Origin of the sequence: Curtobacterium sp. MCLR17_034 (assembly GCF_003234485.1) — a bacterium.
Lineage (GTDB): Bacteria > Actinomycetota > Actinomycetes > Actinomycetales > Microbacteriaceae > Curtobacterium > Curtobacterium flaccumfaciens.
Genome location: NZ_QKTH01000003.1, coordinates 109,764 through 122,581, shown reverse-complemented (window position 1 = coordinate 122,581; position 12,818 = coordinate 109,764). Strand labels below are relative to the sequence as shown.

The 12,818-nt window shown below is 71.7% G+C and carries 10 protein-coding genes; all 10 read left to right on the top strand.

Annotated features, from left to right (window positions below; all coding sequences use genetic code 11):
• Positions 1–144 precede the first annotated feature (144 nt).
• The 10 genes from DEI98_RS05075 to DEI98_RS05030 all read left to right on the top strand — a co-directional run bounded on the left by DEI98_RS05075 (position 145) and on the right by DEI98_RS05030 (position 12,767).
• Positions 145–2,943 carry a DNA polymerase III subunit gamma and tau gene (locus DEI98_RS05075; protein WP_111100128.1) on the top strand — a complete coding sequence of 933 codons (2,799 nt, stop codon included), beginning with the start codon at positions 145–147 and terminating at the stop codon, positions 2,941–2,943.
• Positions 2,943–3,542, top strand: a complete 600-nt coding sequence (gene recR, locus DEI98_RS05070) for a recombination mediator RecR (RefSeq protein ID WP_017888680.1) — start codon at positions 2,943–2,945, stop codon at positions 3,540–3,542. The genes DEI98_RS05075 and recR overlap by 1 nt, the downstream gene beginning before the upstream one ends.
• Before the next feature lie 116 nt (positions 3,543–3,658).
• Complete coding sequence (locus DEI98_RS05065) at positions 3,659–4,924, top strand: aspartate kinase (protein WP_017888681.1); 1,266 nt, start codon at positions 3,659–3,661, stop codon at positions 4,922–4,924.
• A 36-nt stretch (positions 4,925–4,960) separates the two neighbouring features.
• On the top strand, positions 4,961–6,013 hold the full coding sequence (locus tag DEI98_RS05060; protein ID WP_071405015.1) for an aspartate-semialdehyde dehydrogenase: 1,053 nt from the start codon (positions 4,961–4,963) through the stop codon (positions 6,011–6,013).
• Positions 6,014–6,111: 98 nt separating this feature from the next.
• The gene (locus tag DEI98_RS05055; RefSeq protein WP_111038071.1) at positions 6,112–7,599 is read left to right on the top strand and encodes a malate:quinone oxidoreductase; all 1,488 of its coding nucleotides are present in this window, start codon (positions 6,112–6,114) and stop codon (positions 7,597–7,599) included.
• A 58-nt stretch (positions 7,600–7,657) separates the two neighbouring features.
• Positions 7,658–8,812 (top strand): Rv2578c family radical SAM protein, encoded by a 1,155-nt coding sequence (locus DEI98_RS05050; protein ID WP_110863373.1) that lies wholly within the window; start codon positions 7,658–7,660, stop codon positions 8,810–8,812.
• Positions 8,813–8,982: 170 nt separating this feature from the next.
• Positions 8,983–10,203, top strand: a complete 1,221-nt coding sequence (locus tag DEI98_RS05045; RefSeq protein ID WP_111100127.1) for a sensor histidine kinase — start codon at positions 8,983–8,985, stop codon at positions 10,201–10,203.
• Positions 10,200–11,453, top strand: a complete 1,254-nt coding sequence (locus tag DEI98_RS05040) for a hypothetical protein (RefSeq protein ID WP_111100126.1) — start codon at positions 10,200–10,202, stop codon at positions 11,451–11,453. The genes DEI98_RS05045 and DEI98_RS05040 overlap by 4 nt, the downstream gene beginning before the upstream one ends.
• Positions 11,440–12,141: a response regulator transcription factor gene (locus tag DEI98_RS05035; protein WP_035808846.1), complete on the top strand. Its 702-nt coding sequence runs from the start codon at positions 11,440–11,442 to the stop codon at positions 12,139–12,141. The genes DEI98_RS05040 and DEI98_RS05035 overlap by 14 nt, the downstream gene beginning before the upstream one ends.
• On the top strand, positions 12,141–12,767 hold the full coding sequence (locus DEI98_RS05030) for a thymidine kinase (protein ID WP_071247330.1): 627 nt from the start codon (positions 12,141–12,143) through the stop codon (positions 12,765–12,767). The genes DEI98_RS05035 and DEI98_RS05030 overlap by 1 nt, the downstream gene beginning before the upstream one ends.
• Positions 12,768–12,818: the final 51 nt, after the last annotated feature.

Here is a 12,818-nt window from a genome sequence, read left to right as displayed (position 1 = left end):
CCGCGCCTCCCGCCCGTCGACCAGACGGACGGGAGGCGCGGTGCCGTCCGGGCGCTCGGCCCACCGCCGACGGGTGGTCCGGCCCGGCAGGACGACCTGTGGACGGGCACGCGGGTTGTCGGTCGTGACGGCTACCCTTGTCGCGTGGTCACCGCCCTGTATCGCCGTTACCGGCCCGAGAACTTCGCCGAGCTGATCGGGCAGTCGCAGGTCACCGACCCGCTCCGCACGGCGCTCCGCACGAACCGCGTCAACCACGCCTACCTGTTCAGCGGGCCCCGTGGCTGCGGCAAGACGACGTCGGCCCGCATCCTGGCGCGCTGCCTGAACTGCGCCGAGGGCCCGACCGACACCCCGTGCGGCGTCTGCCCGAGCTGCGTGGAACTCGCCCGCGACGGCAGCGGTTCGCTCGACGTCATCGAGATCGACGCCGCGAGCCACAACGGTGTCGACGACGCGCGTGACCTGCGCGACCGTGCCGTGTTCGCGCCGGCTCGCGACCGCTACAAGATCTTCATCCTCGACGAAGCGCACATGGTGACGCCGCAGGGCTTCAACGCACTGCTCAAGCTGGTCGAGGAACCGCCGGAGCACGTCAAGTTCATCTTCGCGACGACCGAGCCCGAGAAGGTCATCGGCACCATCCGGTCGCGCACCCACCACTACCCGTTCCGGCTCGTCCCGCCCGCGGTGATGCTCGAGTACATCGAGCAGCTCTGCACGCAGGAGTCCGTGTCGGTGGCCCCCGGCGTCCTGCCCCTGGTGGTGCGTGCCGGCGGTGGATCCGTCCGTGACACCCTGTCGCTGCTCGACCAGCTGATGGCCGGCAGCGAAGACGGTGCGATCGCCTACGAGCGTGCCGTGGCCCTGCTCGGCTACACCGACGCAGCCCTGCTCGACGACGTCGTCGACGCCCTGGCCGTCGCCGACCCGGCGTCCGCGTTCGCCGCGATCGACCGCGTCGTGCAGACCGGACAGGACCCCCGCCGCTTCGTCGAGGACCTGCTCGAGCGCCTGCGCGACCTGATCGTCGTCGCGGCGACGAACGAGAGCGCCGCCGCCGTCCTGCGCGGGGTCTCACCGGAAGAACTCGACACCATGAGCCGCCAGGCCGGGGTCTTCGGCGCGACCGGGCTCTCCCGTTCCGCCGACATCGCGAACCGTGCCCTCACCGAGATGACCGGCGCGACCTCGCCCCGGTTGCACCTCGAGCTCATGACGGCCCGCATGCTCGTGCCCGAGGCCGACGACACCCAGCGCGGAGCCCTCGCCCGGGTGGAGCGGCTGGAACGTCGTGTCGGGGTGGGTGACGTCGGTGGACACGACGCCGGTGGACACCAGGCCGACGCCGGCGAGCAGTCCGCTCCCGCCTTCGCCGCTGCACCGCGTCGTGAGCAGCCGGCAGCCGCGGCTCCCGCAGCGCCTGCTCCCTCCCTCGCCCCGACGCCCGCTCCGGCAGCGGCTCGTGCGACGCCTGAGCGTCCCGTCGAGCAGCCCGCCGCGCCGCAGGCCGACTCCGGAGCCGTGGCCCGTGACGCCGCAGCGTCGTGGGCAGCGGTCGCTCCGAGCACTCCTGGAGCGCCCGGACAGACCTCGGCCGAGCCCGCGAAGTCCGAGCCCTCGAAGCCGGAGCCCTCGAAGCCCGCGGCCGAGCCGGTCAGCCCGTCGTCCACCGGTCAGGGCACGACGATCGGTGACGAGCCCGCCGTCCGGACCGTCGGTGCCGTCGGCTTCCAGCAGATGCGCGACTCCTGGCCTCAGATCGTCGAGCACGTGCAGCACGCCAAGCGTTCGGCGTGGTCCGTGGTCGTCACGGCGCAGGTCACCGCGCTCCGCGACGACGTGCTGACGCTGACGTTCCCGAGCCAGCAGGACGTCGCCTCGTTCAAGGAGATGTCCGACCCCTCGGCGAGCGTCAGCGAACTGCTCCGTGCCGCCATCGTGGACGTCCTCGGGCTCCGGGTGAAGTTCGTCGCCCGCGGGCCCGGACAGCAGCAGCGTCCCCAGCAGCAGCAGCAGCAGCAGTCGGCTCCGGCACAGCAGGCCGCACCGGCCCAGCGTCCGGCGCCCGCTGCCCAGGCGCCCGCCGCCGCGGCCCCGGCGCCGGCCCCGGCGCCCGAGCCCGCAGCACCGGAGTCCCCGGCGCCGGCTTCCGCTGGTGAGCCCACGCCGACGGCTGCCCCTGCCGCCGAGCCGAAGGCCGCGTCGGCAGCACCCGGGTCGACGGCACCTCCTGTGCCGACGGCAGCGCCCGCGCCGAAGTCCTCGCCGGAGCCGAAGGCAGCGCCGACCGCGTCCGCCCCGCAGCGCGACCAGGCACCGGCCGAACCGGCCCCCGCTCCATCCGGTGCGCCGGTGACGGACTGGGCGGTCGCGACCATCCCCGCCAGCGACCCCACCACCGACGCCGTCCCGGAGTCCGTCGAGCCCAGCTGGGCAGCACCCTTCGGCACCGTGCCGGCGTCCGCGCCGGTCGCCCCCGCCGAGACGAGCACGCCCCAGCCGGCCGAGTCGGCACCGTCGGCCGCACCCGCGCGGTCTGACGCTGCCACGGCGGGGCAGCCCGACCAGCCGACCACCCCGGGTCCGCAGGCGGCGTCCGGAGCGGGAGCCGTGCCTCCCGGCGGTCCCGTCGTGCCGGGCGTCCCGGTCGACGACTACCCGCTCGACGACGAACCGTACGACGACGGCGCCCCGTTCCCTGACCCGGGGATCGGACGCGGCGCAACGCCCGCAGCCGCAGCGTCCGCAGCCGCGGCGCCGGCAGCCCCGACGCAGCAGCCCGCACCGCAGCGTGCGGCCCAGCCCGCCGCCGCTCCCGCGCGTACCGCACCGCCCGCACGCCGCGCCCCGGTCGCCGGCCGGTACGGCGAGGCGGTCGTGCGTGAGATCCTCAACGCCCAGTTCATCGAGGAGACCGCTCTCCACCAGGACGGTGCCTGATGTACGACGGGATCGTCCAGGACCTCATCGACGAGTTCGGTCGCCTGCCCGGCATCGGCCCGAAGTCGGCGCAGCGCATCGCCTTCCACATCCTGCAGACCGAGTCGTTCGACCCGAGTCGTCTGTCCGAGCTGCTGGCCGACGTCAAGGAGCGGGTCCGCTTCTGCGAGATCTGCGGCAACGTCACCGAGAACGTCCAGTGCAGCATCTGCCGCGACCCGCGCCGCTCGCCAGCCACGATCTGCGTGGTGGAAGAAGCGAAGGACGTCGCGGCGATCGAGCGCACACGAGAGTTCCGCGGGCTGTACCACGTGCTCGGCGGGGCGATCAGCCCGATCGACGGCATCGGACCGGACGACCTGCGCATCCAGCAGCTCATGACGCGTCTGGCCGACGGCACCGTGGCCGAGGTCATCATCGCGACCGACCCCAACCTCGAGGGCGAGGCGACGGCGACGTACCTCAGCCGGCTGCTCGTCCCGATGGGCATCCGCACCACCCGGCTCGCGTCGGGGCTGCCGGTCGGCGGCGACCTGGAGTACGCCGACGAGGTCACGCTCGGTCGTGCCTTCGAGGGGCGCCGCGTCGTCGGCGGCTGACCACCACGCAGGATCCTTGCGTCAGGGCCCGCTCGCACGCAACATCCCCGAAACACCGACTACCATTGTGAGACCGCGTGACCTCGCGGTGTCGCCGTCTCCGGGAGTACCAGCCAGTGGCCTTGATCGTGCAGAAGTTCGGTGGTTCATCCGTCGCGGACGCCGAGAGCATCAAGCGCGTGGCGAAGCGGATCGTCGAGACGAAGAAGGCCGGCAACGACGTCGTCGTGGCGGTGTCGGCGATGGGCGACACCACCGACGAACTCGTCGACCTGGCGCACTCCGTCACACCGATCCCCGCCGGCCGTGAGCTCGACATGCTCCTGACCGCGGGGGAGCGCATCTCGATGGCGCTGCTCGCGATGGCGATCAAGAGCCTCGGGGTCGAAGCGTCGTCCTACACCGGCAGCCAGGCCGGCATGCTCACCGACGCCCAGCACGGCAAGGCCCGCATCGTCGACGTCACCCCGAAGCGCGTGCGCGAGGCGCTCGACTCCGGCCACGTCGCGATCGTCGCCGGGTTCCAGGGCTTCAACCGCACGACGGGCGAGATCACGACGCTCGGTCGCGGCGGCTCCGACACCACCGCCGTCGCCCTCGCCGCAGCACTCGACGCCGACGTCTGTGAGATCTACACCGACGTCGACGGCATCTTCACCGCCGACCCCCGCGTCGTGCCGAAGGCCCGCAAGGTCGACCGCGTCACCAGCGAGGAGATGCTCGAGCTCGCAGCCTCGGGTGCCAAGGTCCTGTACATCCGCGCCGTCGAGTACGCCCGGCGGCACGGCGTCACCCTGCACGTCCGGTCCTCGTTCAACAACAACGAGGGCACCATCGTCTACAACCCTGCCGAGGGGGAAACCGTGGAAGAACCGATCATCACCGGGATCGCCGGAGACCTCTCCGAGGGCAAGATCACCGTCGTGGGGGTCCCGGACCAGCCGGGCAAGGCCGCCGAGATCTTCACGAACGTCGCGCGCGCCGGGGCGAACATCGACATGATCGTCCAGAACGTGTCGGCGGCGTCGACCGGGCGGACGGACATCTCGTTCACGCTGCCGAAGGACCAGGGCCAGACCGTGCTGACGGCGCTCGAGGTCGCGAAGGCAGACATCGGCTACGAGAGCATCCAGTACGACGACCAGATCGGCAAGCTCGCCCTGGTCGGCGCCGGGATGCGCACGAACGCCGGTGTCTCGGCCCAGCTCTTCCGCGCCCTGCACGACGCGTCGATCAACATCGAGATGATCTCCACGTCCGAGATCCGCATCTCGGTCGTCACCCGCGCCGACACCCTGAACGAGGCGATGCGCGTCGTGCACAGCGCATTCGGCCTCGACGCCGACGCCGAGGCCGTCGTCTACGCCGGCACCGGCCGCTGACGCCCGCCTGATCCGCTGAACCACCAGGAGCACCGCATGAGCACCCTCACCGTCGCCGTCGTCGGCGCCACCGGCCAGGTCGGCGCCGTGATGCGTCGCCTGCTCGAAGAGCGCGCGTTCCCGGCCGACCGGGTCCGCTTCTTCGCGAGCGCCCGTTCCGCCGGCACGACGCTGCCGTTCCGCGGCGAGCAGATCGTGGTCGAGGACTCCGAGCTCGCCGACCCGTCCGGCATCGACATCGCGCTGTTCTCCGCCGGGGCCACCGCCTCGCGGGCCCTCGCGCCGAAGTTCGCCGCCGCCGGGGCACTCGTCGTCGACAACTCGAGCGCCTGGCGCATGGACCCCGACGTCCCGCTCGTCGTGAGCGAGGTGAACCCGCACGCCATCGACCAGGCGCCGAAGGGGATCATCGCGAACCCGAACTGCACGACCATGGCGATCATGCCGGTGCTCAAGGTGCTCGACACCGAGTCCGGGCTCCGCCGCCTGGTCGCGACGACCTACCAGGCGGTCTCGGGTTCCGGGCTCGCCGGGGTCGAGGAACTCCTGGGCCAGGCGAAGGCCGCGCTCGAGCAGGACACCGCTGCGCTGACGCACGACGGATCCGCCGTGACGTTCCCCGAGCCCGTCAAGTACGTCCGCCCGATCGCCTTCGACGTCGTGCCGCTCGCCGGCAGCATCGTCGAGGACGGCCTGGGCGAGACCGACGAGGAGAAGAAGCTCCGGAACGAGAGCCGGAAGATCCTCGAGCTGCCCGACCTGCTCGTCGCCGGCACCTGCGTGCGCGTCCCCGTGTTCACCGGGCACTCCATCTCGGTGCACGCCGAGTTCGAGCGTCCGCTGTCGCCCGAGCGTGCGACCGAGATCCTGTCGAGCGCACCCGGAGTCGAGCTCTCCGACGTCCCGACCCCGCTGCAGGCCGCCGGCCAGGACCCGGCGTTCGTCGGCCGCATCCGCGCCGACCAGTCCGCGCCCGAGGGCCGCGGCCTCGTGCTGTTCGTCAGCAACGACAACCTGCGGAAGGGTGCCGCGCTCAACGCGGTGCAGATCGCCGAGACGATCGTCGCGCGCCGCTCCGTCGACGCGTAGCGCGCCCCGGGCGCGACCAGCAGACGGACAGGAGGCCCGTGGCGACACCGCCACGGGCCTCCTGTCCGTCTGTCGGGTGCCGCCGGTAGGATCGACGGGTGGCAGAGCAGCAGGTGGACCCCATCGACGTCGTCCTGATCGGCGGAGGCATCATGAGTGCCACGCTCGGGGCCATCATCCACAAGCTCGAGCCGAGCTGGAAGATCCGCGTGTACGAGCGGCTCGGCACGGTGGCGCAGGAGTCCTCGAACCCGTGGAACAACGCGGGCACCGGCCACTCGGCACTGTGCGAGCTGAACTACACGCCGGAACTGCCGGACGGCCGCGTCGACATCGCGAAGGCCGTCACGGTCAACGAGCAGTTCCAGGTCTCGCGGCAGTTCTGGGCGCACCTGGTCGAGACCGGCGTGCTGCCGGAGCCCACGAACTTCATCAACCCCACGCCGCACATCTCCTTCGTGTGGGGCGAGGCCAACGTCGCCTACATGCGTGCCCGGTACGAGGCCATGCGGAACCACCCGCTCTTCGCGGGCATCGAGTTCTCGGACGACCCGGCGCAGATCCGGAAGTGGGCGCCGGCACTCATCCCCGGCCGCAAGAAGGACCAGCCGATCGCGGCGACCTACTCGGCAGCCGGCTCGGACGTCGACTTCGGGTCGCTCACCCGCCAGCTCTTCGACCAGCTCGAGATCGACGGTGTCGAGTTCGAACCCTCGCACCAGGTCACCAACCTGACCCGCTCGAAGGTGTCCGAGGGCTGGGTGCTCAACGTGCGCAACGAGATCGGCCGGTCGACGCAGCGCATCGCCGCGAAGTTCGTCTTCGTCGGCGCCGGCGGCGGAGCCCTGCACCTGCTGCAGAAGTCCGGCATCCCGGAGATCCGCGGCTACGGCGGCTTCCCGGTGTCGGGCGAGTTCCTGCGCACCGACGACCCCGAGGTGGTGCAGAAGCACTCCGCCAAGGTCTACGGCAAGGCCAGTGTCGGTGCCCCGCCGATGTCGGTGCCGCACCTCGACACCCGCATCGTCGACGGTGGGTCGTCGCTGATGTTCGGGCCGTACGCCGGTTTCAGCCCGAAGTTCCTGAAGCAGGGCTCGGTCCTCGACCTGTTCCGTTCGATCCGACCGCACAACCTCCGCCCGATGCTGAGCGTCGCGTTCTCGAACTTCGACCTGGTCCGCTACCTGGTCGGCCAGCTCCTCGCGTCGAAGCACACCAAGTTCGAGGCGCTCCGCGACTTCATGCCGAGCGCCGAGCCCGAGAACTGGCACCGCATCACCGCGGGGCAGCGTGTCCAGGTGATCAAGCCCGACAAGGACAAGGGCGGTGTGCTGCAGTTCGGCACCGAGGTCATCACCGCCGCCGACGGCTCGATCGCCGGCCTGCTCGGGGCGTCGCCGGGTGCCTCGACCGCCGTGCCGATCATGCTGACGATGCTGCGCCGGTGCTTCCCGGACCGGTGGGACGGCTGGCAGGACGACGTCCGCGCGATGGTGCCGACCTACGGGCAGGACCTCGGGGACGACCCGGCTCTGGCCGACGCCACGCTCGAGCGCACCGCGAAGGTGCTCGGCCTGCACCACTGAGGCCTGTCGTGGTCCGCGCCGGTTTGCGGTCTGTTCGAACGTGTGTTCGAATGACGATATGCGGTGGAGTGGACAGGCGATCGACGCCGAGCAGAGCGACGCGCTGCCCGGGATGGAATCGAACAGCGGGTTCGTCCGGAGCGTGACGACGCCGGAGTTCGCCGGGGTGACCTTCCACGAGGTCCTGGCGAAGAGCGCCCTGAACCGGGTGCCGAGCGCGGACGGCTCGGGCACGTACGGCTGGACGATCAACCCGTACCGCGGGTGCAGCCACGCCTGCGTGTACTGCTTCGCCCGCCCGACCCACACGTACCTGGAGTTCGACGGCGGCGCCGACTTCGACCAGCAGATCGTGGTGAAGACGAACGTCGCCGACGTGCTGCGTCGTGAGCTCGGCAAGCCCTCGTGGGACCGCCACCCGGTAGCGCTCGGCACGAACACCGACCCGTACCAGCGGGCCGAGGGGCGGTACCGGCTGATGCCCGGTGTGATCGAGGCGCTGGCGGAGTCGCGCACCCCGTTCAGCATCCTGACGAAGGGCACCCTGCTGCGTCGCGACCTGCCGCTGCTGGCCGAGGCGGCGAAGGTGGTGCCGGTCGACCTCGCCATGTCGATCGCCGTGTACGACGACTCGCTGCAGCAGTCGGTCGAGTCCGGCACCCCGACGACGTCGGCCCGGCTGGCGACCGTGCGGGCCATCCGCGACGCGGGGCTCGACTGCGCCGTGTTCCTGATGCCGGTGCTGCCGTACATCACCGACACCCGGGCGCACCTCGACGACGCCATCGGTCGGGCGACCGCGGCCGGTGCGACGAGCATCATGTACTCGGCGCTGCACCTGCGGCCGGGCGTCAAGCCGTGGTGGTTCGAGTGGCTCGGCCGCGAGCGACCCGACCTGGTGCAGCGGTACCGCGCGATGTACCTCGACAACACGTACGCGCCGAAGGACTACCGACGGTGGCTGTCGGAGCGCATCCGCCCGATCCTGGCGGCGCACGGGGTCGGACTGGGGCGCGTGGACCCGGCGACGGGGTCGATGGGCTTCTCGGAACCGCGAACGCTGCAGCGGGGGATGCCGCAGGGGCTGGGTCCGGGCCTGCCACAGGCGCTGCCGCAGGAGCAGTCGGTGCCGACGGTGTCACCGCTGAAGCGCGCCGACCCCGGGTTCGACCAGCGGCTGCTCCGGCCGACGGCCGCACAGACGCTGTTCTGAGGAGCGTCCGTCCGGGTCGTGTCCGGTCCACGTTCGGGGGACAGCAAGACCCCGGTCCGGGCCGCTATCATCGTGCGGGTCGCCGCACGGCCCCGGATTCGGGGTACACGGCCGCTGCTCCGGTGGTTGGATCGTGGACGGCGCCCTCGCCACCCGGAAGGATCCACCTCGTGCTCGGCATCCCCACGCACCTCGCACCGCGAGTGAACGCGTGGTCGACCGTGCGCGCATTCCACGCCGGCGCCATCGGGTCGCTGGTGGCCGCGGCCATCACCCTCGTGCTCTACGGCCTGTCCGAGCCCGGGGTGCAGGTCGTCGGCACCGCGCTGGCGGTCGTCCCGATGCTCGCCATGATCGGCGTGCACGTGCAGTTCGGCAACCGCGTCTCGGCGATCGCCTTCCTGGCCGTCGGCGGTGTCTGTGCCTGGTGGTTCGCCGTCGGGGTCCAGCAGCAGGTGCCGACCGGTTGGGTGACCTCGTACCTGATGTCCCTCGTCGTGATCCCGCTCATCCTGGTCGGGGGAGCCGGTGCCGTGCCGAGCCGCGTCGTGCTGTGGTCCTTCGTCGGCTTCCTGACCGGACGACTCGCGACCTGGATCGCCATCGTGCAGGCCGACCAGTCGCCCCGTCCACTCATCCTCGCCTGGGTCACGCTGGGTTTCGTGGTCGCGCTCGTGCTCTTCACGACCCGCAGCACGGCGCGGAGCGAACGGGTGCAGCCCGAGCTCCTGCGTTCTGCTCGTGAAGAACACGTGTCCGCGTACCGCGCGGGGGTCGAGGCCGAGGCGTCCGCGATCCTGCACGACACCGTGCTCAACCACCTGGGCGCCATCGCCCTCGCGCCCGACGGCCCGATGGACCCGCACCTCGCCGAGACGGTCGACGCCGACGTCGCGGTGCTCACCGGGAAGGGGTGGCTCGCGCCGGCTGCCCGCCCGCGTCCCGGGGCCGCGGCCGAGGCGTTCGGCGCCATGGTCGACGAGCACCGGACGCTCGGGCTGGACGTGACCGTCTCCGGGGACACCTCCGCGCTCGAGCGCCTGGACCAGCGTGCGCTGTCGGCGGTCGTCCGGGCCGTCGGCCAGTGCCTGGCCAACGTGCGGAAGCACGCGGGCACCGATGCCGCCGAGGTCAGCGTGTTCGACGACACCGCGTCCTGCACCGTCATGGTCGTCGACGACGGTCGTGGGTTCAACGAGGACGCCACCGGAGCCGACCGGATGGGCCTCCGCGGTTCGGTGCGTGAGCGCATCGGACGTGTCGGTGGTGACGTGCAGATCTGGTCGTCGCCCGGTTCCGGCACGAGCGTGATGATGACCGTGCCGTACGGACCGGTCACCGGCGCGGTCACCGTGCCGGCGGTCAGCGGCGACCGGGGGATCGAGCGATGACGGCGGCTCGGCAGCGCGGGTCCCGCCGCACCGCCCAGCAGTACGACCCGCTCGGCGCGATGGGGTCGCGGCCACTGGCCGTCGTGCTCGGGGCCGGCAGCGTCGTCTGGGCCCTGCTCGTGTCGATCTTCGACCGCGACGTCGTGGGCAGCCCCACGCTCAGCGCCCTCACCGTGCTGCTCGTCGCGGCCTCGGCGGTGGTGGTGCTCGCTGCCTCGAGCCCGTTCCGTGCGCCGTTCCCGCGGTCGGCGTTCGTCGCGCACGTCGGGTTGCTCGGCCTGGCCTCGGTGACGAGCGTCGCGGCGCAGTGGGGGCCGGACCGCAGCGCCCTGAACGACTTCATGTCCCTGATCACGGCGACCGGCATCGTCATGGTCGCGCCGTACCGTCCGTGGACCGACCTGACGATCGGCGGGCTCGTGCTGGCCGCGGTGAACGCCGTGACCTGGGGTGCCGGCGCTGCGGAGTTCCCGCACGAGGTGCCGGTCGCCGTCGCGGCGTTCCTGGCCGCGGCACCGACGCTCGTGCTGACCGCCGCGTCCGCGGTGTTCGCCCGGACCTTCGCGGGGCTCGCCGAACGGGTGCAGATCCGTGCCGGGTCGTACTCCGTCGCACGCGCCGAGCGGGACGGTATCGCGGCGAGCGTGCAGCAGGACCGCTCGACGATCCTGTCCCGCGACGTCGCCCCGTTCTTCGCCGAGCTCCGCACACGCGACGTCATCACCGACGCCGACCGTGCCCGGGCCCGTGCCATCGCCGACGGCATCCGCGCGTCCATGGTCGCCGACGCCGACCGCACCTGGTTCGAGCACGCCGTCCGGGTCGACGGCGGCCAGGCGCCGGTGGTCGACGACCCCGACGGCCTGATCGCGACGCTCGACACCGACCAGCGGGCGGTCGTCCGCACCTTCGTCCGTGCGGCCCTCCGTGCCTCGACCGTCGACCCGGCCGGCTTCCGCGCGACGGTGCGCCGAGCAGACACCGTGGCGGGCCCGGCAGATCAGGCGGCCCAGACCGGCCCGGCGGACCACGCCGCGCCGGCCCGGGCAGCCCCGGCGGCCCGGCCCGCGCAGGCACCCGCACCCGCTCGTGTGTCCGTCGACGTGGAGCTCGCCGTCGCGGACTCCGACATCGGCATCCACCGCACCTTCGACCCCTACTTCGCCGTCCTCCGCGTGACGTTCCCCGACCTCGACGTCGCGGTCCGCCCTTCCGCCCTCGCACTAAGGTTCTCCTATGACCAGCACTGACCCGAACAGGCTCTCGGAGGGGTCGCCGTCCCTCCCGAACCCGGGAGCACGACGTGTGCGGCTGGCCATCCTCGACGACCACGAGGTGCTGCTGGACAGCCTGTCGAGCTGGATCGCGGTGAACGCGTTCGACTTCGACCTGGCCCTGACCGCGCACACCTGGCTCGAGATGGTCCACAGTGACAGCTTCCCGACCGACCTGGTGTTCCTGGACTTCCAGCTCAAGGAACCGGTCTCGATCGAGGCCCGTGTCCGCACGTGCCGTGCGGCCGGAGCGAAGGTCATCGTGCTCTCGAGCGTCGACAGCCGTGAGTCCCGCGACCGCGCCCTGGCCGCCGGCGCCGCGGCGTTCCTGTCGAAGTCGCTCCCGATGCGTGAGGTCATGGACGTCGCCCGCGAGATCATGGGCGTCGCCCGCGAGACCCCGCAGCCCCGGGAGTGGCGTCCGCTGCCGACGGGTGCGGCCGCGCACCAGCGCCCGAAGCTCAGCGCCGGTGAGGAAGAGGCGCTGCGGCTCTACGTGTCCGGCTACTCGACGAACGAGGTCGCCGCGCAGATGAACGTGCAGTACGAGACCGCCAAGACCTACCTGCGTCGCGTGCGCGAGAAGTACAGCAAGGTGGGCCGCCCCGCCTCGAAGAAGTCCGACCTCATCCGTCGGGCCGCCGAGGACGGGTTCCTCGCGTAGTGGCGAAGCTCTACTTCCGCTACGGCGCGATGAACAGCGGCAAGAGCACGGGCTTGCTGCAGGCCGCCTACAACTACGAGGAGCGCGGGCACCGGGTGCTGCTCGCCAAGCCCGCGGTGGACACCAAGGGCGACCGTGAGATCGTCTCCCGCCTGGGTGTCACCCGGACCGTCGACATCGTGTTCTCGCCGGATGCCGACGTGCGCCAGGCGGTCACCGCCGCCGGGGCCGTCGACCCCGAGTCGGACCGCCTGGACGGCATGGTGCGGCCCGTCAGCTGCGTGCTCGTCGACGAGGCGCAGTTCCTCACCCCGCGGCAGGTCGACGACCTGCTGCGCATCGCGGTGCTCGACGAGATCCCGGTCATCACCTACGGCATCCGCACGGACTTCCGCACCGAGGCGTTCCCCGGCAGCGCCCGCCTGCTCGAGGTCGCGCACTCCCTCGAAGAGCTGAAGACCATCTGCCGCTGCGGCCGCAAGGCGGTCTTCAACGCCCGGACGGTCGACGGCCGGTTCGTCTTCGACGGCTCCCAGGTCGCGATCGACGGTGTCGACGTCGCCTACGAGTCGCTCTGCGCCAACTGCTACCTGACGGAGTCCGGCGGCCGCCTCGACGGCGCCTGACGGTCTGCCGGGCGGAGACGACACTCGCTCGGTTCGTCGAGCGGTCACGAC

Coding starts and splice junctions, on each gene's coding strand:
- recR (WP_017888680.1), top strand. CDS start 2,943: ATGTACGACGGGATCGTCCAGGACCTCATCGACGAGTTCGGTCGCCTG.
- DEI98_RS05060 (WP_071405015.1), top strand. CDS start 4,961: ATGAGCACCCTCACCGTCGCCGTCGTCGGCGCCACCGGCCAGGTCGGC.
- DEI98_RS05050 (WP_110863373.1), top strand. CDS start 7,658: ATGCGGTGGAGTGGACAGGCGATCGACGCCGAGCAGAGCGACGCGCTG.
- DEI98_RS05040 (WP_111100126.1), top strand. CDS start 10,200: ATGACGGCGGCTCGGCAGCGCGGGTCCCGCCGCACCGCCCAGCAGTAC.
- DEI98_RS05035 (WP_035808846.1), top strand. CDS start 11,440: ATGACCAGCACTGACCCGAACAGGCTCTCGGAGGGGTCGCCGTCCCTC.